This window comes from Glaciihabitans sp. dw_435 (genome assembly GCF_018449675.1).
In the GTDB taxonomy this organism is placed as follows: domain Bacteria; phylum Actinomycetota; class Actinomycetes; order Actinomycetales; family Microbacteriaceae; genus Glaciihabitans.
This window is the reverse complement of record NZ_JAAVUZ010000016.1, coordinates 22001-43391: the sequence shown is the minus strand read 5'-3', so window position 1 is coordinate 43391 and position 21391 is coordinate 22001. Positions and strand designations below refer to the sequence as shown.

The following is a 21391-nucleotide window of genomic DNA, read 5'->3' as shown; positions in this document are numbered from 1 at the left end:
GCTAGGCCGCCTGGCCAGCCATGCCGCACCGGTTGAGTGCCGCAGACGATGCCGCGCTACGCGGACTCGTCGGCCGTGACGCCGCGCACCTTCCCTCCGTCCGCATTCGTGGGACGCGCACGCTGTGGATCGCCCGATGACCCTGATCCACCGTTTCAGAAGGAAGTGATGACTCCCGGATCGCACCGCCACGCTCGACGGTCTCGTGGCCCTCGTTGACGTCGTGCATGGCGACTGCCTGCCCTGGGTCAGCGGAAGCCCAATGATCTCGAAAGAGTAATCGACACCGACGCCTGATGGACAACTCGCCCGCTGCCCGAGGTCTGCACGGATCGCACGCACGACTGCCTTTGCGCATTGATAACTATACAGGATTCCTGTATAGTTAAGATCCTCATGACGACTGAGGGAGCGATGGGTGTGTCAGTGACGCGTGGTGGCCGGGTTCGGTATGGATTTTGGGTTTCGGTCGTATCGATGGTGGTGTTGGTCGCGCAGACGACCGCGCCGTCACCGTTCTATCCGGAGTATCAGGAGCGGTGGGGACTATCGCCGGTCATGCTGGCGGTGATCTTCGCGGTATATGTGGTTGGCCTGCTGGTGGTGTTGCTGACGGCAGGTGCCCTGTCCGATTACATCGGTCGGAAGCCGGTGATCATCACGGCCGGCATTCTGGCGTTGGCCGGATTGCTGCTATTGGCGTGGGGTGGGAGCGTGGTCGCGCTGATCGTAGGGAGGGTCTTGCAGGGAGCCTGCGTCGGCCTGATCGCAGGAGCGTTGGGAGCGGCGTTGATCGACTTTCATCTGCCGGGCAAGATTCGTTTGTCGGCTGTGCTCAATGGTGCCCTGCCCCCGTTGGCGCTGGCAATCGGGGCGATCGCCGCGGCCGGGCTTTCCGTGGTGATGGCGAACGCGACCCATCTGGTGTACCTGGTGTTCGCCGTCGCGGTGCTCGTGTGCACGATCCTGTGGATGTTCGTTCCGGAGCCGGTGCACCCTCGACAGGGCGCGTTGGCGTCGTTGCGGCCGTCGCTGTCGATCCCGCCACAGACCCGGTCCGTGTTCCTCGCGGTCCTTGGCGCGCTGTGCGCATCCTGGGCACTGGCCGGTCTGTATGTCGGCTCGGCGGCATCGATCACCCACCAGTCGCTCGGATTGACGAGTCCCCTCGCGTCGGGCCTCACGATCCTGGCGCTCCAGGTTCCGGGCGCGGTGGCCGGTTCGGCGACGGCGCGTTTCCATGCACGCACCGTCATCTTCTTCGGGCTGGGCGCACTGCTGATCGGCGGGGTGCTCACGATCATCGCTCTGACGAACGGGTCGGTATGGGGCTTCTTCGCCGCGACGGTGATCGCTGGTGCCGGCTTCGGGGGCGCGTTCCAGTCCGGGTTGCGGCTCATCCTGGCGGAAACGCCGGACAACACCCGCTCTCAGGCGCTGTCCAGTGTGTACGTCGTCACGTATCTCGCCTTTGGCATCCCCAGCATCATCGATGGGTTCCTGACCCCCGTGCTGGGATTCGCGGTCACGCTGTATCTCTACTTGGCGTTCGTGTGCGTTCTGGCGGCGGTCGCGTTCCTCATCCAACTGCGCTCGCGGCCCGCCGAACGATCTGAACAAGAGGCCGAGGTCGAGGAATCCCTGGAGACACTCGACGACACGACGACCGGTGGTACCGCCGGGACGGGGTCCCGATGAACGACAAGGATGTCGCCCAGGCCGCCCGTCGGCTGCGGCTACTGACACACACACACTGAACTCGCACATGCGCGCCGAGGCACGGGGAACGGCGGCCGATGAACTGGGACGACAGCAGCAGTCCGTCCTCTACCGCATCGGACGCGAGGGACCGATCTCGATCACCGACCTCGCCGCGACCGAATACGTGCGCCACCAGTCGATGGCCCAAATCGTCGCCGCTCTGCGCACCAAAACCCTGGTGGAAGCGACACCGGATCCCGAGGATGGCCGCCGCGTCCTCGTGCGGATCACGCCCGCAGGGGCAGAACTGATCCGCGCGAACTTCGCTCAACGCGAGGAATGGCTCCAACGCGCCCTCACTTTCGCCCTAGCCCCAGACGAACTCGAGCGCGTCGTCGAAGCACTCGGCCCCCTCGAGCGCATCGCGACCTGGGAGCAATAAGTCACGCCAACCGGCCAAGCCATATCTGCGTCACAGCTTCCAAGATGGAGGTACGACGTTCTTCGGAGCACCCCCGGAGTTGGCAAGCGAGATCGTCATCGACCGCTTGTGGGTTACGGGCCCCTGTCCTGGCGCCTGCAGTGATAAGCCCCCGATCGCCAGTCGCGGCCGGGTGTTCCCTCCGTGAGCGAGGCGATTTGGTCGACGCCCCGCTCGGGGTGGACCGCATGACCCGGCGCATCGGAGCGAACGGACCAGGAATCGGACCGCTCGCATGATCGGGCTGTTCGCCCTCCGCTGCCCTGGGCTGTCTCGATGAATTACTGAGCGCCAGACGCCCACCCCGGGCCGCACTCAGACGTTCGGCGAGTTGCTACCGCGCCACCGTACCGCTGGCCGTCACCGGCGTTCGAACCTGAGCGGTGCCGCTCCGCCTGCTCAGAATCAGCGCTGCCCGAGCCGGAGGCCGTCCAGGAAAAGTACGACCATGCGGTCGGCGCGGGTACCATCCGGTGCTGTCATTCACAGATTGACAATCACCCGAGCGTGAAGCGAACGTTCCTTTAGCGCTCAACCGTAGAGGCCGACAGGGCCCTGCGAAACTTGTGACGCGGATTTGAAAGTGAGTCCGGTCAGTTCCGTCCGAGCACGCTCTCGTTGAGGATGGTGCCGCCAAGGCTCCAGCCGTTGTCGTGGATCTCTCTTCGGCGGCACCACAGCTGGTCACCGTCGGGTCATGCGGCCTGCGGATGTGGCCTGATAGCGGAGGCCATCGAGCAGCAGCGCGACCGCTCGGGAGGCCGTCCCTGGATCACTTCCGGGAAAGGGTACACAGAGGTTGGCGATAGCTCCGAGAATGTCGAGTGGGCGGACGCCGGGACGGATCGCTCCATCACGTGCTGCAGCGTTCAGGAGTGTGTCGAGTACCGGTCCGGCGTGTGAGTGGAAGTAGTCGGGAAGAGCCGAATAGGCAGGGTCGCCGGAGTGGAGCGCGGCGGCGAGGCCGCGCTTGGTCTCCAAGAACTCCCGATACCGCTGGACCCACAGTTCGAGCGCGTCGCCTGGTTCGTTCTCTTCGGCGATGACCGTCGCGGCGGCCACGCACTCGTCGAGCTCCCAGCGGAACACGGCCGCGATGAGGTCGGACCGCAACGGAAAGTGACGGTAGAGGGTCGCGGTGCCTACACCGGCGCGACCCGCAATGGCTCGAACGTTCACCTCGACGCCATGGGCGGTGAACTCCTCCTTCGCGGCCGCAAGCAGCGCACCGACGTTTCGCTGCGCGTCGGCACGAGGCATGGGCGAACTCCTAGATCACATCCGGTTGATAAATGGAACAGTGTCCCGTATATTCGTAGTGGGACAACGTTCCGCTTCAATCATCGCACGGCAGCCGGACGGATGCCACCAGGGAGAACCACATGCAATACCGCACGCTCGGACACACCGGCATTCAGGTCAGCCCTTACGCACTGGGCGCCATGATGTTCGGCGCCATCGGCAACCCGGACCACGACGAGTCCATCCGCATCATCCACAAGGCCATCGACGCTGGCATCAACTTCATAGACACCGCCGACGTCTATTCGAACGGCGAGTCGGAGGAGATCGTCGGGAAGGCGATCACGGGCCGCCGTGACGACCTCGTGATCGCCACGAAGTTCGGAATGCCCATGGGAGGCGACCCGAACCGCCGCGGGGGCTCCCGGCGATGGATCACGACCGCCGTCGAAGACTCCCTGCGCCGGCTCGGCACCGACCACATCGACCTGTACCAGATGCACCGACCCGACCCGACGACCGATCTCGACGAAACACTGTCAGCCCTTTCCGATCTTGTCCGCGCGGGGAAGATCCGAGCGTTCGGCACCTCGACCCTTCCCGCCTCCGACATCGTCGAAGCCCAGTGGATCGCCGAGCGCCGTGGACTGGAGCCGCTGCGCACCGAGCAGCCCACCTACTCGATCCTGAACCGTGGCATCGAACGCGACGTCCTCCCCGTCGCACAGCGACACGGCATGGGCGTGCTCGTCTGGAGCCCGCTCGCCCAGGGAATGCTCACCGGACGCGTCCGCAAGGGACAGCAGACCGACCTGCGCCGCGCAAGGATCTTCACCCACCTCAGAGACGAACGCCGCATCGACGTCGTCGAGCAGCTCATCGCACTCGCCGACCAGACCGGCATCAAGCTCATCCACCTGTCCATCGCCTTCGCTATCGCCCACCCCGGTGTCACGTCGGCCATCGTTGGCCCGCGCACCATGCAGCATCTGGACGACTACCTCGCCGGCGCCGGACTCGTGCTCTCGGACGACGTCCTCGATCAGATCGACGCGATCGTTCCGCCCGGAACCGACGTCGGTCAGCTCGACATGGCCTACAACCCGCCGGCAGTCACCGATATCTCGCTCCGCCGTCGCGCCGGCGCCGACCGGGCCGCGAGCGGAGAAGCATCGGTCTGACCCATGGTGGAAATCGCCCAAAGCCAGTCGGTTGCGGCGAAGACCCGGCCCGCGGGCACGGAGTGGCTACCCGATGTCGCGTACCTGCTCGTGCTGTCGCGTTCCTGATGAGCACCTCCAAGATGATCGTCGCGGGATTGCTCCCTCAATTCCCGACGGCGTCCATGGTCACCCTACGACCGCCGGCCAAGGCAGCGCTCGTGCTCAGTTCGAGCGGCTTGACGTCGCGGCGGATCAGGCCGACTTCCTGCGCCCGCTCGAGCAGTCCTGCGCGAAGGGCATGGGCGTGGCGATGCGGCGTCCCATCGCCCTCATCAGGACGCGCACGGACGCGTTGAAGGTCATCGGTCCATGAACGGGCAGTCCGTGTATCCCTCGGCGTTGAACGCATAGAACAGCTCCGGCCGCGGCTTGTTCTCCGGGTGACCGACACGCCACCTCTCGACGAGGTCCGGGTTCGCGATCAGAGCACGACCCACCACCACGGCGTCGATGTGGGGAAGCTGCAAAAGCGACTCCGCGTCTTCCCGAGACGTTTGCGAACTGAATCCAGTGTTCACGATGACTTTGCCCCCGAAGCGGCTCCCAAGCTCCTGCACGAGCCCGTTTGCGGGGTCGGCGTGAACGATAGACAGATATGCCAGACCGATCGGACGCACCCGATCTATCAGTGCGCCATAGGTTGCCAGCACGTCGGCCGCATCCGACTCGAAAACATCTTGGATGTTGTGCGCCGGCGAGATGCGTATTCCGACCCGGTCGCCGCCGATTTCGGCTGCCACGGCTTCCACGACCTCGGCGGCGAATCGCGCCCGATTCACCGGGATGCCGCCATACCCGTCTGACCGATGGTTCGAGCTCGGCGCAAGGAACTGGTGCAGCAGGTATCCGTTGGCCGAGTGGATCTCCACTCCGTCTAGTCCCGCATCAACTGCCCGACGTGCTGCCGTAACATGCTCGGCGACGACGGTGCGGAGGTGGTCTCCGGTCATCGCCCTCGGGATAGCGAACGGGACCTTCTCCGCTCCGGCGTGAGCGTCCCCCTGGATCGCGATCGCACTGGGGGCAAGAATCTCGTGACCGCCATTGATCGCAGGATGGGCGGCACGTCCGCCGTGCTTGATCTGCACCACGATGGCACCGCCGCGCTCATGCACGGCGTCCGCGACCCGGCTCCATCCGATGACCTGCTGCTTAGTCTCAATGCCGGGCTCGCCGGTGTACGCCTGTGAGTACTGGCTCGGGAAGGTCCCCTCGGTGATGATCAGGCCGGCGCTGGCCGCTGACGGCAGCAGTCGACGATCAGGTCGCAGGGAAGCCCGCCATTTTCTGCTCTCATCCTCGTCAGAGGAGCCATCACGACGCGGTTCGCCAATTCGTATGCCTCTGAGCTCGACCTTTTCTCGATCATGAGCGCGCTGGCGGACCCAGTTCGCCGAGGAATCGTGATCGACCTTTCCCAGAGTCCGAATCTCAGTTGCAGCGAAACTAGGGCCGAAGCGACCGCGTCCTCCCTCACCAGGCACTTTCGGGTGCTGGGCGAAGCGGGCCTCATCTGGCAGAGAGACGTCGGTAATCGACGCGAGAACGCACTGCGGAAAGAGGACATTGACTCCCGATTCCTGGGGCTCATGGACATGGTCCTCCAGGAGAGCATCGATCCGACTGCCGCTATTCCCTGAACGTCATGACGCCCCGCCTGGGCGCGTTTGCGATCAACGACTGCGCGACGAGGGCGATATACATTCGGCGCCCGGGTTGGCCGACTGGCTCAGATCGCTGCCGCCGGTGCGGTGAGTCCTCGGATGACGCCGGCGACGGCCGCGAGCTGTGTCCGTGACGCATCGCTATCGACAGCAGCCTGGCCCACGGCCCCGGTATGCGCGGCAACGATCGCTTTCGCGAAAAGGGCGGTGTCGACGATGGGCACGCGTCCGTGGGCGGCTGCCAGGACCTGGAAGCGCAGGCCGAGTTCGTCGACGAAGGGGTTCTGGTCGAGTTGCATGCCCTGCGCGAAGGCGGTATCCGCGGAGGCTCGTGCGAGGAGGACCGCTCGGAGGGCATACCACTCGCGCTCGGGCGGCAGCGCCTCGAGAAGCCGCTCCACCCCGCCGTCGAGGGAGTCATCGCGCGTCGAACTGTCGAGCTGGGTGTCGAGGGCGACCAGAAGCCGCTCCCATACCCCGGCGGCCTGCTCATGGTGCAGGGCGAGGTAAAGGTCGTCGACGCTGCCGAAGTTCGAATAGAAAGCGCCGCGTGTGTAGCCGGCTCGCGTGCAGATCGTCTCGACGCTCTGACGAATTGTGCCCTGCTCGTCGAAGAGCTCGGCTGCGGCCGCAAGGAGTCGTCGCCGCGTCTCGGAACGACGACGCAACGGCCTCTGCTCGCTACTGCTCATTCTCCGAATATAAAGCCAGAAAGGCACCCGCAGTTGACTTTCAGTGAAATTCGTATTGAATACATTACGTATTGAGCTGGATGAAAAAGGGATGGATGATTATGGCGACGCAGCGAGCATGGTGGCGACCAGCGCGATGGCGACGGGCCGGGTGGTGGGTTCCGCTCCTGCTCGTAGCGGCAATCGGCGCAGTGCTGGTCTGGCTGAATCAGGGGCTGTGGTGGGCGTGGCTGATCGTCGGCGCCACAGTGGCAGCGGGCGGGATCGCAGCGCAGATGTGGGGCAGCCGACGGTGGTTCGTGCAGATCCCGGCGTGGATTCTCACCGCGTGCCTCGTCGGAGGGGTCGCGGTCGCCGCCGGCCCTCCCCTGGCGACGCGAACGATCGACGGCGATCACACGGCCGCCGTGAGCACCGGGCAGGGCGATGTGGTCGGTATCCGTAACGAGAGCGGGACGGTGGACGTGTTCGCCGGCATCCCGTATGCGGCACCGCCTGTCGGTGTTCTCCGGTGGGCAGCACCCCACCCCGCGTTGCAGCGGAAGACGACACTGATTGCGGACGACTTCGGTCCCTCGGCGATCCAGTCCGAATCGAGCTTCGTCACCCGTGCGGCGACTCGCCTGCTGGATATGCCGCTCGAACACACCTTGCTCACCGACTACCCCACAGACGAAGATGCGTTACGGCTCAACATCTGGCGCAGCAGCTCGCTGGCCCCCGAGCAGAAACTCCCGGTGCTCGTGTACGTGCACGGCGGCTCATTCACCAGCGGATCCGGGGCGCTGCCCGCCTACGACGGCACCGCCCTGGCCGCCAGCGGTGAAGCCGTCATCGTCACCATCAACTACCGTCTCGGCGTATTCGGCTTCCTCGCCGACGACGAGCTGGAAGACACCGCCGGCAACCAAGGCCTCCGCGATCAGATCGCGGCACTGCAATGGCTGCAGGACAACATCGCCGCGTTCGGCGGCGACCCCGACCAGGTCACGGTCGCCGGCGAATCCGCCGGATCCGGCAGCGCATGCATCCTGGGCGTATCGCCCCTCGCCGCAGGACTCTTCCACGGCCTCATCGGAGAAAGCGGCGGCTGCCTCGGAACGGCCGGCGACCGAGACGCAGGCGACCTCTACGACACCCCAGAGACCGCCCGCGATGCCGCCGCAGCGCTCAGCGAAGCCCTCGGCGGCGCAAGCCTCGCCGAGATGCGCGCCATGCCCGCCGAACGCATCCAGACAGCTGCCAAGTCTCTCACAACGCACTGGTGGCCCACCATCGACGGCGCAGTGCTCCCTGCCACCCCTGCCGAGATCTACGCAGCCGGCGACCAGAACGACGTTCCCTTGCTGCTGGGCAGCAACGCCGACGAGGCGTCGCTGAGCCTGCTCGGCGGGATGGACTCCGATCCGGCGGCATACGAGGCGGAAATCCGCGACGTCTACCGTGAGGACGCCGACACCTACCTCGATCTCTACCCCGGTGACGACCCGGATCAGGTGCTCGAGTCCCGCGTCCGCGCCGAAACCGACCGATCGATGACCAGCACGATGCGCGCATGGGGAACGACCGCGGCCGAGACCGGCAAGTCGAACGTCTACATGTACTTCTTCACACGGATCCCACCCGACCCCTCCCTCGAGCGCTTCGGTGTCTACCACGGTGCGGAGGTGATGTATGCCTATGGCAACCTCGGCGCCGACGGACACGCTGTGTACGACGCGATCGATCGCCGACTCGAGGCAGAGATGACCGGTTACTGGCTCGCATTCGTCACGACCGGCGACCCCAACGGTGCCGACCGCCCACACTGGCCCACCCGCCAGGAATCTCCGGAACAGGTCCTCGAACTCGGCGACACCACCACAATCTCCCCTCGTCCCAACTCCCAGGCGGTGGACTTCTGGCTACGCCGAAGCTAAGCGAATGACCGGTCAGAGTGCGCGCGGACGACTGGGGTCACCTTCATGGTGCCGCCGGATCGCCGGGCGCCCCGCGCCATCGGCGACTCGCGCGGGTGGCCGTCACGGCGGAAAGCTCCGAGGAGGTGGGTAACGGTTCGGATATGGGCATGTCGGAGTGGACGGGGGGCGCCTTGCTGGTGAGCGATGGCCATCGCTTTCGGGCCATCTCTTTGGGGTGCGGGAAGTAGTACCGCTGTAGGGGGTCGTAGCCCTGCCGGGTTGATGTGGACGATGAGTGCTTGTTTCTAGGGTGTCGGTACCGCACTCCCGGAAAGGACAAACACATGGTTACGGCGCTCGCCCTCCATCACGATCAGAAGCGACAGCACGGTGTTGCTGCGTTTGATCGCACGGCTCCCGCTCTCACGGTTTCGATCATCATCCCCGCGTACAACGAGGCATCTGCTATCGAGCGGTGCCTTCTCGCAGCGGTGACGCAGACCGTTGTCCCGTGGGAGATCCTTGTCGTCGATAATCGCTCCACCGACCGCACGACGCAGATCGTGCAGCGGGTGGCCGCAAACTATCCACTTGCACCGATCAAGCTCATCAATCAGTCCGAGATCCAGGGACTCGTCCCCACGAGAGACCTCGGCTTCGCGATGGCTACAGGAGACGTGCTCGGTCGCATCGACGCCGACACCGTCATAGCCAGCGATTGGGTGGAGAACGTGATCGAGGGTATGTGTGATCCGATGGTCGCGGCCATCACCGGTCCGGTGACCTACTACGACGTGCCGTTGGTGCGTGGAAGCGGTTTTTCCGATGACTTTGCACGGCGCACACTGCGTCGTTTGGGTGGTGCGTATCCGTTCCTGTACGGGAGCAACATGGCCATCCGCGCCGACGCTTGGCGGGCGATTCGGCAGGACGTCTGTCTCGACGTCGAGGACCTCTTCCACGAGGACATCGATTTGTCGATCCATCTGCATGATGCGGGTCTGGATGTGGCCTACAGCTCGTCGATGCGCGGAGCGGTCTCGGCGCGGCGCTTAAGCAGCTCGTCGGCGTCCTTCCGTGAATACACGGGCCGGTTCCATCGAACCTACGCTCACCACGGGGTCGACCACTGGCATCTCCGGGTTCCCGAACTCCTGCTGCAGAGCATCTACTGGCCGGCACGGTTGATGCGATCGTTCGAGCGCACCCACGGCGCGGTGACGGCATGAGCGCCACAATCTCAGTGGTCATTCCCGTCCTCAACGACGCTGCGATGCTCGAATCCTGCCTGCACGCGCTGCGACACCAGACGCGACCGGCGGACGAGATCATCGTCGTCGACAACGGCTGCACCGATGACAGCGTCACCGTCGCACGCCGGTTCGGCGCCCGCGTGGTCACCGAGCCGCGACGAGGCATCACAGCTGCTTCTGCACACGGTTTTGACGTGGCGGCGGGAATGATCATCGCCCGGTGCGACGCCGATTCCCGTGTGTCCCCAGACTGGCTCGAACGTATCGAGCGGTCACTGGCCGTGCACCCTGATGCCGTGGCGGTGACGGGGCCGGCGAGTTTCTACGACCTGGGGCCGATCAGCGGCGCTGCCGCGAAAGTGCTGTACTTGTCGGGCTACTTCGTGTCGATGCGACTCCTCCTCGGCCACACCGTGCTGTTCGGGTCGAACTGCGCGGTCCGCGCCGACGTCTGGCGTGCGGTGAGTGCGATGGTCCCGCGGGATGACAGCGAGATCCACGATGACATGGATCTGAGCTACCGACTTCCCGCAACGGCTGACGTCCTCTACGACCGGGGTCTGGTCGTCGGCATCTCCGGCCGACCGTTCGACAGCCTCCGCGTTTTCGGGCGACGGTTGTCCCGTGCGGTCCGGACGTTCTCGCTTCACTTGCCGGCGCAGTTGCCGCACCGCCGGTGGGCGCAGCGCCTCAGCGCGCAGCGTCGACGGACAACATTGATTGCCTTGCCCGAGGAGGCCCGCGCATGAGCGTCATCGGAACGATCCTCGGCACCGTCCTGCGGATCATCGCGTTTACCCTGTTTGCCCTGGCCGCGCTGGTCGGGACCGTGATCTATCTCGTGATGGCGGTCGTCAGGGGGACTGTGCGCGGGATGCGGCGCGCCGGTCGCCGCGACCGACGCGGCCCGAGCCCTCGCACGGACGATCACGAGACGATTGTCATCCGTACCGACAGTTCCCGCGTCCAGTGATGGATGTGCTCGCTGAGCTTCTGACATCGTGGGTGAGCAGCCCGTGGGCCGTTGTGGTCATTTTCGCGGTCTGTGTGCTGGATGGGTTCTTGCCCGTGGTCCCTGGAGAGACCGTCCTCGTGGCTGCCGCAGCGGTTGCCTGGACGGCCGGCCCGGCCTCACTCCCGATCGTCGCATTAGCCGGGATGGGCGGTGCGTGGCTCGGCGACAACATCGCCTACCTGCTCGGACGGAGAGTCGGGGCGGCCGGGTTCGCGTGGTCGAGGCGACCCCGCGTGGCCCGTGTCACCGGATACGTCACTCGCGAGCTCGCTAGCCGGCCGGAGAGCATCATCCTGACTGGACGATTCATCCCGGTCGCCCGCGTGCTCATCAGCATCGCTGCCGGAGCCACCGGCGTGGCTCATCGTCGGTTCCTGGTGCTCAGCCTCATCGCCTCGGCGGCGTGGACCACGCTGACCATAGGAATCGCGATCTTCGCCGGAACGTTCCTGTCGACGCAGCCCGTCCTGGCGACCGTGTATGCCATGCTGATAGCCCTCGTCGTCGGTGTGATCGTCGATCGGGTCCTAGCCTGGACTCGGGACGGACGACGACAGGGAGAGGCGACATGACTGCTCCGGCTCGGCCGCGCTGGCAGGACCGCATCCGCGCGTTGGAGAGCCGTGCTCCGCTGGGTCCGTTCCCCGTGATCGGGTGGATCGTCATCATCACCGCATCGGTCGTGCTGTTCTGGCTGTCCGTTCCCAGCTTCGTCGCCTTCTACGACCTACCGATCGGCAGCGCCTTCGTCCTCTCCACCCTGCAGTGCCTCACCCTCCCCTTCGCGGTCCGCCTCCCGCGCAGCGCGATGCTGCTCCACCTGATTACCCTGATCGTGATCGGCTACATCACCCGCGACAGTTTCGATCAATTCTGGCCCGTGCCTGTTCCGAACCTCCTCGCGCTCGTCGTCATCCTCGTGATCCTCGGACTGCGAGAGAGGTGGATCGTCGCGATCCTGGCCTGGTGGCTCGCGTTCCTGGCCATGACCATCACCGTGCTCGTCAACACCGAGGACTGGACGTCGGTCTCGGAGTGGGGCGAGGATGTGCTCGTCAGCGTCACAGTCACCCTCATCGCCGTCGCGGTGTCCGTGATGATCGGACAACGACAACGAGTACGCGCGATCGTGGAGTCCGCGAAGAGGGACGTGGAACTCGAGCAAGCCAAGCGATCCGTGATCGAAGAACGCGCGCGGATCGCCCGGGAACTGCATGACGTCGTCGCGCACAGCATGTCCATCGTCCACATCCAGGCCGAATCAGCCCGCTACCGCATCACCGACGAAGCGGCCCGGACGGAATTCGTGGAGATCGCCCGTTCCGCACGCGCGGCGCTCGACGAGATGCGGCAACTCCTGGGAGCCTTACGCCCCGACGATGAGAGCACCCTCTACGCCCCGCAGCCAACCATCGCCGACATCCCCGACCTCGTGCACAGCACCCAGAAGATCGGACACCACGTCGCCTACACGAACGAGGTAAAGCCGGGCTCGACGAGTCCCATCGTCGAGTTGACCGCCTACCGGATCGTCCAAGAGGCATTGAGCAACATCGTCCGGCATGCACCACGCGCCACTGCTACGGTGGCGCTGCAGGCGACGTCCTCAGGGATCAGCATTCGCGTGGCGAACGAGACGGCGCCGGCGCCCGCTGACGCCCGCCCGTCGCTCAACGAGCAGGGCGGTCACGGATTGCGGGGAATGCGGGAACGGGTAGCACTCCTGGGCGGCGATATCGTGCAGGAACCATTGCCGGGCGGCGGCTTCCTCATAGAAGCAACCTTGCCCACCGTCGCGAGAGAAGGAACATGATGACCATCAGGGTTCTCGTCGTCGACGACCAACCGATGTATCGGGTCGGCGTCAGCGCCATCCTCAACGCGCACGCCGACATCACCGTCGTGGGCGAGGCGGGCGAGGGCCAGGCGGCCATCGACCGCAACCGTGCCGTGCAACCCGATGTGGTCCTCATGGACATCCGGATGCCCGGAATGAACGGGATCGAGGCGACCCGACTGCTCACGAACCCACCCAACGGTGTCGGAAACATCCCCGCGGTCATCATGCTGACCACGTTCGATCTGGACGACTACGTCTACGACGCGCTCCGAGCAGGAGCAAGCGGATTCCTCCTCAAAGACACCGAAGGCGAGGAGCTGTGCGCGGCGGTGCGGACCGTCAGCGCCGGAGAGGCACTGCTGGCCCCCCGGGTGACAAGGCGGCTGATCGAACGGTTCGTCGACCAAACCACGGGCAAGCTGAAATCGCAGACGGTCTTCAACGACCTCACCGAACGAGAGCGGGAAGTGTTCGAGCAGCTCGCGCGCGGGCGATCGAACGCGGAGATCGGACAAGCGCTCTACATCGCCGAACAGACCGCGAAAACGCACGTCAGCCGGGTCATGACCAAGCTCGGCCTCCGCGACCGGGTCCACGCCGTCGTCCTCGCCTACGAGACGGGCCTGATCCGCCCCGGCGAGCTCTGAACCGGAACCCCAGCCGATCTCGACGACCCTACGCCGGTGTCATCGGCTGTACCACCGAAGGGTGATCGGCCGAACCCGGTGAGGTGAGGCGGGATGTGCAAGCTCACGCCTAACGTTCCGGCCATGAGAACTCGCACAGCACAGGACGGCGCTAACACGTGACCCGTCGACCGTATCGAACAGGCCTTTTCCTCGCGCTGGGCGCACTGACCGCAATCACCATGTGGAACCTCCTCGGCCAGCTCGCCACGATCCTGTGGTGTGCCGGTTTGGCGGCATTCCTCGCGATCGGGCTGCACCCGCTCGTACACCGCTTGGAACGCCGGGGCCTGCGACGCCCACTTGCGATCGCCGCAGTGTCGGCGTCGAGCCTCGTCGTCATCGGCGGCGTGCTGCTCATGATCCTCCCGCCCCTCGTCGACCAGACGTCCTCCCTCGTCGCGCAGGCCGACGATTTCGCCGCGACAGGAGGGCTGGACCCTGTGGCCGCGCATCTGCAGCAGTTTGTCCCGGTCAGTATGCTCGACGTCCGCGCCCTCTTCGATGGACTCCTCGACGGGTTGGTCTCGGGGATGACCATGCAAACGGTGACCAGCGGGGCGATGAACGTCGGCGTCGCCCTCGGCAACGGCGTCTTCGTCACGACGATCGTCCTCGTGCTCACCGTGTACTTCCTGGCGGCCAAACGCTGGTTCAGCGGGCAGTTCATCGCGCTTCTGCCGCACGATCACCGGCTGACGGGCATCCGCGTGATATCTCGAGTCGGCGAATCGGTCGGCAGGTACTTCCGCGGCCAGCTGATACTCGCGCTCCTCCACGGCGTGCTGAGCCTGATCATCCTTCTTGCGACCGGCTCGGCACTGCCGTTGCTCTTCTCCGCCATCGCGCTCGTCGCAGCCCTCATTCCCCTCGTCGGCATTGCCGCCAGCGCAATCGTGATCGTGTCGGCTCAAGCACTCATCGCCCCCGACCAGCCGTCGACCTGGATCATCCTCGCCATCTGGTATCTCCTCTACATGCAACTCGAGGAGTATGTGATCGCGCCCAGGATCGTCGGTCGCGCCGTCGCGATGCCCGACGTCATGATCGTGCTCGTGACTCTCATCGGAGGATCCCTTTACGGCATCCTCGGTGCCCTGCTCGCGGTGCCGATCGCCGTCGCCGCACACACGGTCCACGCAAAACAGCAACAAACCGGGGCGACCATGTTCCCTGCTACGACAAGCTCCGTTAGCTGTGGTCCCGACCCCCAATGCGGAATGATAGAACCACTGTCGGGTCGGCCCCGGCCCTGATATGATGAGTTTATCAAGTAATCATTTAGTGGAGCGAGGGGTAAACGATGCTCGGGGATACGACCCGTCCCGTGTATGAGATCAAGGCGAATCTGTTCAAGGGTCTCGCTCATCCGTATCGGATTCGGGTGCTCGAGATCGTCGCGGCCGGAGATGAGGTGCCGGTGTCCGTGATGATCGCCGAGACCGGCTTGGAGGCCTCGCATCTCTCACAACACTTATCGGTACTTCGTCGCTACGGGTTGGTGGTCTCGGAGCGTCGCGCGAGCGTTGTCTACTACCGTCTGGCGTTCCCGCAAGTCGCTGACCTGCTCCACGTTGCCCGGCAGTTGCTGACGGAGATGCTCGTGTTATCCCAAGAGCACCAGACCGCGGCCCAGGGGCTCCCCGAGATTTCGTCGACGCGATGAAGCCGTCCTGGGGGTCTCTGAGATCACTACTGCCCACCCGTGAGGATTATCGGGGGCTTCGTCGGAGTTGGCGTGGTGATGTGGTCGCCGGCATCACCGTGGGAATCGTGGCCCTCCCGCTGGCGCTGGCGTTCGGAGTCAGTTCCGGGGTGGGAGCTGAAGCGGGTTTGATCACGGCGATTGTCGCCGGTCTGGTCGCCGCGGTGTTCGGTGGATCGAACGTGCAGGTGTCGGGGCCGACGGGTGCGATGGTGGTGGTGCTTGCCCCCATCGTGCTCAGCCACGGCGTCGGCTCGGTAGCCCTCATCAGCATCCTCGCGGGCCTCATCGTGCTGGTGGCCGGGGTGCTGCGCCTGGGTCGGTCGGTGAGTTTCATCCCGTGGCCGGTGATCGAGGGATTCACGGTCGGTATCGGGATCATCATCTTCCTGCAGCAGGTGCCCGCCGCGGTCGGCGTGAGCGGGGCAGGCCACAGCACAAACGCGGTGGCCGCCGCGGTGGAGTCCGTCGCCCGTGCCGAATGGCCGGCCGCGCTGGTTCCCGTCGCGGCCCTCGTCGTGATCGCGGCCATCATGCTGATCCTCGGACGGGTCAACGGCCGGATCCCGGCATCGTTCATCGCGATCATCATCGTCACGCTCGGCGCAACCCTCCTCGGCCTCCCCCTCACGACGATCGGCGAGCTCCCCCAATCACTCCCCCTGCCGACGCTTCCCGAGTTCTCCGCAGACACACTATTGAGCTTGGTGGGGCCGGCGTTCGCGGTCGCCGCGTTGGCAGCGATCGAGTCTCTGCTCTCCGCGCGGGTTGCGGCGTCGATGGCCGACACGGGACCGGTGAACGCTGATCGGGAACTCGTCGGACAAGGACTCGCGTCGATCGCATCCGGCTTCTTTGGCGGCATGCCCGCCACCGGCGCCATCGCCCGCACCGCGGTCAACGTACGCTCCGGGGCGCGCACTCGCGTGTCGGCGATCGTGCACTCGCTGGCGCTGTTGGCGGTGGTGTATCTCGCGGCGAACGTCGTCGCGGTGATCCCGCTTGCGGCGCTGTCCGGAGTGCTCATGGTCACCGCCGCCCGGATGGTGTCCCCCACCGTTATCAGACTGGTACTGCGTTCCACCCGCTCCGATGCGATCGTGTTCGTCATCACCGCGATCATCACCGTCAGCTTCGACCTCATCGTCGCGGTCGGCATCGGCATCGCGGTCGCCGCGTTCTTCGCCCTACGCGCCCTCAGCTCCGCCAGCGGCGTCCAACGAGAAGCCCTCCCCGCCCCTGCCGCCGAAGGTGACGAGCAGATTGCCGTGTTCAGGATCGACGGCGCCCTCTTCTTCGGCGCCGCGGAACGGGTCCTCGACCGCATCACCGAACATGACAACATTCAGGTTGTCATCTTGCGTCTCTCGCAACTGCAACTCATCGACGCCACCGGTGCACACACCCTCACCGACCTCGTCACTGCTTTGGAACGGCGCGGCATCACCGTGCTCATCAAAGGCATTAAACCCGAGCACCTGCAACTGCTCGAACGACTCGGCACCATCGACTCCCTCCGCCATCCCAATCACCTCTTCGCCGAACTCCCACCCGCCATCGACCATGCCCGATCCCACATCGCCCGCTCACCCAACGACTGATGAGCGACGACGACACCCCGCCCCCGTTCAACGGACCACCACCGATTCGCATCAGTCGACGAACGCTGCTGCTCGGCATCGGCGCGCTCGGCATCATCGGCGCAGGCGGATATTGGCTCACCGAAGGGCAGAGCCAAAATCTCGGGTCAGCATTTACGAATCCCTTGCGAATCCCACCGCTGCTGGAGTCGGAGCTCATCGACGGAGAACGCGTCTTTCATCTGACCGCGCACGCGGGAGATACAGAGCTCGTGCCGGGCACTCGTTTCGGCACGATGGGATTCAACGGAACGCACCTCGGTCCCACGATCCGCGCCGCACGCGGCGAACACGTCCGCGTCCACGTCACCAACGCCCTCTCCATGCCGACCACCGCACACTGGCACGGCATGATCCTCCCCGCAGCCCAGGACGGCACTCCACACCAGAGCATCCACCCCGGCGACACCTGGACAGCAGCGTGGACGGTCGACCAGCCTCCCGCCACTCTCTGGTACCACCCACACCCCCATGGCCAGACCGAGCTTCAAGTCGGCCGAGGGATGGCGGGTCTCTTCCTGATCGATGATGACGCTCCGGTCAACCTGCCCACGGAATACGGGATCGACGACATTCCCGTGATCATCCAGGACATCTCCCTGCAACCGGGCGGCACGCAACCAGGCACTCCAACGACTGCTCCTATCGGCCGGATCGGTAACACCGTCATCATCAACGGCACCTACCAGCCTCACTTCGAGTCGACCACCGGCCTGGTGCGCTTCCGTATCCTCAACGCCTCCACAGCACGCTGCTACAACCTTCAACTCTCCACCAAGGAAGCCTTTCACCTCGTCGCCACCGACGGCGGCATCCTCCCCTCTCCCGTCGCACTCACCAGCTTGTTGCTCTCCCCCGCAGAACGCGCCGAGATCCTCATCCAGATCCCTTCCGATGAAGACATCGTCCTCCGCTCCGTTCCCCACGATCTCGGAATGAGCCAAGGGGACAACATCACCTCCGGCGCTGATGACACCCTCGAACTCCTCCGCATTACCCGCCCGATAACCCGCCGCACCGACCGATCACTCCCCGCATCACTCCCTGCATCACTCCCTGCATCACTCCCTGCCACAGCCCTGCCGCAACCACCGGCCATCAGCATCGAACGACACTTCACTCTCGGCGACACGACCATCAATGGAAAGACGATGGACATGGACCGCATCGATACCCTCGTCACCGCGGGCACCACCGAAAAATGGATGATCATCAACGACTCCGACCGCGCCCACAACTTCCACATCCACGGAACACAGTTCACCGTCGACACTGTCAACGCAACACCGCCGGCTGCTCACCTCCGGGGATGGAAAGACACCGTCTTCATCCCCTCAGGCAACACCGTCGAACTGATCGTGCCCTTCAGCTCCTTCGCAGACGCGGCGACACCATACATGTACCACTGCCACCTCCTCTGGCACGAAGACCAAGGAATGATGGCCCAATACGCGCTTACCAACGGCCAACTCGCGATCGCTCCCGACGACGACGAACATAAGAGCCACCATTGAGCACTGAAGGGTCGACGAGCAGTACGCCCCACGCACGTCAGCCTCCCAACCGCCAGCAGAAGCCCCACTCTGGATGATGTTGCGCGATCACCAGATCGACGACTCGGAGTTCCAGTCTCCCTGCGCCGACAAGTTGAGCACAGTTGGACTGCAACCAACTCGAAGGGGCGCTTTGTCGGACGCTGCTTACCGGTATCCGAAGCGTTCTGCGCATGCCATCCGGACGAGGGTAGCGATCCTCACTGCGGCGGCGGAACTGTTCGGCGAGAACGGGTACGCCGGGACCACGATGAAAGCGATCGCCGCACAGGCTGGCGTGTCGGTCGAGTAGGTGAATCTGGCCGGCTCGAAATCGTGACTGCTCGCAAAGGCGATGACGGTGGCTTCACCGGCGAGGAGAGTGATCAGCCGTTGACCGAGATTCCTGCCTAGGCTGCCGTTTTCGCAGTGGAGGACGCGGACGTTGCGCTGGATCAATAGTGGACCTGGTGAGCGCGTCGATCGCCCACTCAGACGCGTTGTGGCAGACCGCCCGCGCGGCGGCTGACGCGGAGCCCGAGATCCGCCGACTCCTTGGCCAGGCGCTCGAACGCCGACCAAAGGACCTCGCGATAGCCGGGCCGTGGCTCGTCTCACGAGGCCTAATCCTGCCCGACGAGGCGGACAACGCCGTCGCGACGTTCTCGGTGCTGGTCTCGCACGAAGTGTACGAACAACTCGCCGGGCAGTTCGGCTACTCGCCTGCAGAGTAGGCGATCTGGTTACGTACCGCGATCGACCGGCTCATCCTCGACGGCTGCACCCGGACGACCGCCATCTGGCGTCCGCCGCCGAGCAGGCCAACGCGTTCCTCAAACGGTCCGCCAGAACCAGCAGCCAGTCACGCCGCGACGCATCGAGGACCATGTGAGAGGTCCCTTCTTGGTCCCCCTCTCAAGTCGTCCTCATGAGGCCGCCGAGAGCGCAGCCTGGTGAGGAACCTTGCCTGTGCCGCTCTTCGAGGTCCAGGGCGATCTCCCTCCGATCAGGATGCTCGGGCCTCAGAGCTGGTACGGGCGACGCCCACGGCGCGGTTCTGCAGATGCTCGTAGACGACGGTCGTGCGCACGTTCGCGATCTCGGCTCGTTCAGTCAGCCGGTCGATCACGAACGCATAGAGGTGGTCGTTGTCCGGGACCGCGACGTGGATCACGAAGTCGTCGTCCCCGCTGACGACGAATACCCCGAGCACTTCGGGCTGCGCCGAGACCCAGTCGCGGAACGCCTCGATATGCCGCCGCGACGGCGGGTGGATACGCACCGCGATCAGCGCCTGGACCGGTCGTCCGATCTTCGCGAGGTCGAGCTCCAGCGCCGCTCCGCGGATGACGCCTCGCTGCCGCAGCGCGCGCGTGCGGTCCAGCGCCGTCGTCGGCGAGACGCCCACCGCGGCCGCGACGTCCCGGTTCGTCTTTCGTGCATCCGACTGCAATTCCCGGAGGATCGCCGCATCAAGTTCGTCCAACAACGATCTGTCCCCTCTTGCGCCTTATTTAGTACGGCTAGTTATTCTTGTGACCGTAGATTTTATTAGCATAGTTAGTCTCTAGACCATTTCTGACGCACGGAGACGCTATGACCACTCCCCTGTTCGGGTTCACCCCCGAAGAGATCGACACCGCCTCGCCCACCCGGACCGCCCGCCTGAAGTGGGTCGTGGTTGTCAACGACGCCCTGCCTGCGGGCAGGGCGGTCAATGCCGCGGTCTGCGTCGCGGCTGCCACCGGCCCGGCCGTGGCGGGCCTCCTCGGCCCTCACGCGGTTGATGCGGATGGGACGTTCCATCCGGGGCTCCCCTGGGCGGGTTGCACGATCCTCGGCGCTTCCAGCGAGCGCCTCGCGGCCATTCGCGCCAAGGCCGCGTCCTCCGAGGGCGTTCTCGTGTGCGACATGCCCTCCGACGCTCAGCTCACCCGCGTCTACGACGAATACCTCGAGAACGTCGCACGGAAGAACGCAGACGAGCTCGAGTACTACGCCGTGGGCATCGTCGGGCCCCGTAACCGCGTCGACAGGATCATCGGAGGCCTGCCCCTGCTGCCCTGACAGGGTCGGAGTTCGAGAAACCGGCCGACATGAGGAACGTGCAGGCGGACTCGATCTGCGGGGTTTCGTCGCCGGTGAGTCGGATACCCGGAGCAGCGATGGCGAGGCGCGCGTTTCGATGGTCACGGCTCCACGACAGGGATCGTGTCAGGGTCTTTCGTAGCGGAGCCGTTCGATGATGACGTTGCCGAATGAATCCCGACCCGGTGAGCGAGAAGCCGAAGGATCTCGTGAAGCGATGGTTCGTTGTGGATGCGCCTCGTCGGCTCTGGGTCGCGGACGTGACGTATGTCGCGACGTGGTCCGGGTTCGCCTACGTCGCGGTCGTCACCGACGTGTTCTCTCGCCGAAGCGTGGGGTGGAACATCGCCTCGACACTCAAAGCCGACATCCTGCCGCTCCAAGCGCTCAACATGGCGGCGTGGGCTGCGGACGGGAACTCGACGGGCTCGTGCATCACGCCGATCACGGATCGAACTACCTCGCCGTCGATCGACACAGACCGGATCGAAGAACTCGGCGCGACGCCCTCGACGGGAACCGTGGGCAATTCGTTCGATAGCGCGATGGCTGAGGCGGTCAACGGTCTACAAGACCGAGCTGATCCGCCGCCGCGGCCCGTGCGCACCGTCGAGCAGGTCGAGCTCGCGACGCTCGAGTACGTGTGGTAGTGGAACAACCAGCGCCTCCACGGAGAGCTCGACATGCGCACACCCGCCGAGGTGGAAGCCGACTACTACGCTGCCTCG

The 21391-nt window shown here is 65.0% G+C and carries 21 protein-coding genes and 1 pseudogene; 18 read left to right on the top strand and 4 right to left on the bottom strand.

Features of this window, described 5'->3' with window-relative positions; translation table 11 throughout:
• Positions 1 to 396: 396 nt before the first annotated feature.
• Together HB677_RS15600 and HB677_RS15595 are read left to right on the top strand one after the other, a co-directional pair.
• Positions 397 to 1698, top strand: a complete 1302-nt coding sequence (locus HB677_RS15600) for an MFS transporter (protein ID WP_307852623.1) — start codon at positions 397 to 399, stop codon at positions 1696 to 1698.
• Between the two features lie 67 nt (positions 1699 to 1765).
• Positions 1766 to 2143, top strand: a complete 378-nt coding sequence (locus HB677_RS15595; RefSeq protein ID WP_213816656.1) for a MarR family winged helix-turn-helix transcriptional regulator — start codon at positions 1766 to 1768, stop codon at positions 2141 to 2143.
• 723 nt (positions 2144 to 2866) lie between these two features.
• Here the strand turns inward: HB677_RS15595 and HB677_RS15590 are convergent.
• Entirely contained in the window at positions 2867 to 3442 is a 576-nt protein-coding gene (locus HB677_RS15590; RefSeq protein ID WP_213816655.1) for a TetR/AcrR family transcriptional regulator, read from the bottom strand.
• 122 nt (positions 3443 to 3564) lie between these two features.
• On the opposite strand from HB677_RS15590, the gene HB677_RS15585 reads away from it, so the two are divergent.
• Positions 3565 to 4605, top strand: coding sequence for an aldo/keto reductase (locus HB677_RS15585; protein ID WP_213816654.1), 1041 nt, complete (start codon positions 3565 to 3567; stop codon positions 4603 to 4605).
• 341 nt (positions 4606 to 4946) lie between these two features.
• Here the strand turns inward: HB677_RS15585 and HB677_RS15580 are convergent.
• Positions 4947 to 6016 (bottom strand): annotated as a pseudogene (locus HB677_RS15580) (alkene reductase).
• A 360-nt stretch (positions 6017 to 6376) separates the two neighbouring features.
• On the bottom strand, positions 6377 to 7003 hold the full coding sequence (locus HB677_RS15570; RefSeq protein WP_213816652.1) for a TetR/AcrR family transcriptional regulator: 627 nt from the start codon (positions 7001 to 7003) through the stop codon (positions 6377 to 6379).
• A 101-nt stretch (positions 7004 to 7104) separates the two neighbouring features.
• Here HB677_RS15570 and HB677_RS15565 point away from each other — a divergent pair, with 101 nt between their 5' ends.
• From HB677_RS15565 to HB677_RS15505, 13 genes are all read left to right on the top strand, one after another.
• Positions 7105 to 8922: a carboxylesterase family protein gene (locus HB677_RS15565; protein WP_213816651.1), complete on the top strand. Its 1818-nt coding sequence runs from the start codon at positions 7105 to 7107 to the stop codon at positions 8920 to 8922.
• A 326-nt stretch (positions 8923 to 9248) separates the two neighbouring features.
• Positions 9249 to 10133 (top strand): glycosyltransferase family 2 protein, encoded by an 885-nt coding sequence (locus HB677_RS15560; protein WP_213816650.1) that lies wholly within the window; start codon positions 9249 to 9251, stop codon positions 10131 to 10133.
• Positions 10130 to 10906, top strand: a complete 777-nt coding sequence (locus tag HB677_RS15555) for a glycosyltransferase family 2 protein (protein WP_213816649.1) — start codon at positions 10130 to 10132, stop codon at positions 10904 to 10906. Before HB677_RS15560 ends, HB677_RS15555 begins: the two co-directional genes overlap by 4 nt.
• Entirely contained in the window at positions 10903 to 11130 is a 228-nt protein-coding gene (locus tag HB677_RS15550; protein ID WP_213816648.1) for a hypothetical protein, read from the top strand. Before HB677_RS15555 ends, HB677_RS15550 begins: the two co-directional genes overlap by 4 nt.
• Entirely contained in the window at positions 11130 to 11744 is a 615-nt protein-coding gene (locus HB677_RS15545) for a DedA family protein (protein ID WP_213816647.1), read from the top strand. The genes HB677_RS15550 and HB677_RS15545 overlap by 1 nt, the downstream gene beginning before the upstream one ends.
• The gene (locus tag HB677_RS15540; RefSeq protein WP_213816646.1) at positions 11741 to 12985 is read left to right on the top strand and encodes a sensor histidine kinase; all 1245 of its coding nucleotides are present in this window, start codon (positions 11741 to 11743) and stop codon (positions 12983 to 12985) included. The genes HB677_RS15545 and HB677_RS15540 overlap by 4 nt, the downstream gene beginning before the upstream one ends.
• Positions 12985 to 13659 (top strand): response regulator transcription factor, encoded by a 675-nt coding sequence (locus HB677_RS15535; RefSeq protein ID WP_213816663.1) that lies wholly within the window; start codon positions 12985 to 12987, stop codon positions 13657 to 13659. The genes HB677_RS15540 and HB677_RS15535 overlap by 1 nt, the downstream gene beginning before the upstream one ends.
• Positions 13660 to 13817: 158 nt before the next feature.
• Positions 13818 to 14954 (top strand): AI-2E family transporter, encoded by a 1137-nt coding sequence (locus tag HB677_RS15530; protein WP_213816645.1) that lies wholly within the window; start codon positions 13818 to 13820, stop codon positions 14952 to 14954.
• Positions 14955 to 15001: 47 nt separating this feature from the next.
• Positions 15002 to 15364 (top strand): helix-turn-helix transcriptional regulator, encoded by a 363-nt coding sequence (locus HB677_RS15525; RefSeq protein ID WP_213816644.1) that lies wholly within the window; start codon positions 15002 to 15004, stop codon positions 15362 to 15364.
• The gene (locus tag HB677_RS15520) at positions 15361 to 17004 is read left to right on the top strand and encodes a SulP family inorganic anion transporter (protein ID WP_213816643.1); all 1644 of its coding nucleotides are present in this window, start codon (positions 15361 to 15363) and stop codon (positions 17002 to 17004) included. The genes HB677_RS15525 and HB677_RS15520 overlap by 4 nt, the downstream gene beginning before the upstream one ends.
• Positions 17004 to 18557 carry a multicopper oxidase family protein gene (locus HB677_RS15515; protein ID WP_213816642.1) on the top strand — a complete coding sequence of 518 codons (1554 nt, stop codon included), beginning with the start codon at positions 17004 to 17006 and terminating at the stop codon, positions 18555 to 18557. Before HB677_RS15520 ends, HB677_RS15515 begins: the two co-directional genes overlap by 1 nt.
• Positions 18558 to 18630: 73 nt before the next feature.
• Positions 18631 to 18888: a TetR family transcriptional regulator gene (locus HB677_RS18970; RefSeq protein WP_374193828.1), complete on the top strand. Its 258-nt coding sequence runs from the start codon at positions 18631 to 18633 to the stop codon at positions 18886 to 18888.
• Between the two features lie 157 nt (positions 18889 to 19045).
• The gene (locus HB677_RS15505; RefSeq protein ID WP_213816641.1) at positions 19046 to 19309 is read left to right on the top strand and encodes a hypothetical protein; all 264 of its coding nucleotides are present in this window, start codon (positions 19046 to 19048) and stop codon (positions 19307 to 19309) included.
• A 272-nt stretch (positions 19310 to 19581) separates the two neighbouring features.
• On the opposite strand, the gene HB677_RS15500 is transcribed toward HB677_RS15505, so the two are convergent.
• A complete protein-coding gene (locus tag HB677_RS15500) occupies positions 19582 to 20061 on the bottom strand; it encodes an Lrp/AsnC family transcriptional regulator (protein ID WP_213816640.1) in 480 nt (159 codons plus the stop codon).
• A 110-nt stretch (positions 20062 to 20171) separates the two neighbouring features.
• On the opposite strand from HB677_RS15500, the gene HB677_RS15495 reads away from it, so the two are divergent.
• Together HB677_RS15495 and HB677_RS15490 are read left to right on the top strand one after the other, a co-directional pair.
• Positions 20172 to 20642: a DUF2000 domain-containing protein gene (locus tag HB677_RS15495; protein ID WP_213816639.1), complete on the top strand. Its 471-nt coding sequence runs from the start codon at positions 20172 to 20174 to the stop codon at positions 20640 to 20642.
• A gap of 191 nt (positions 20643 to 20833) precedes the next feature.
• Positions 20834 to 21313 (top strand): DDE-type integrase/transposase/recombinase, encoded by a 480-nt coding sequence (locus tag HB677_RS15490; RefSeq protein ID WP_213816638.1) that lies wholly within the window; start codon positions 20834 to 20836, stop codon positions 21311 to 21313.
• Positions 21314 to 21391 lie beyond the last annotated feature (78 nt).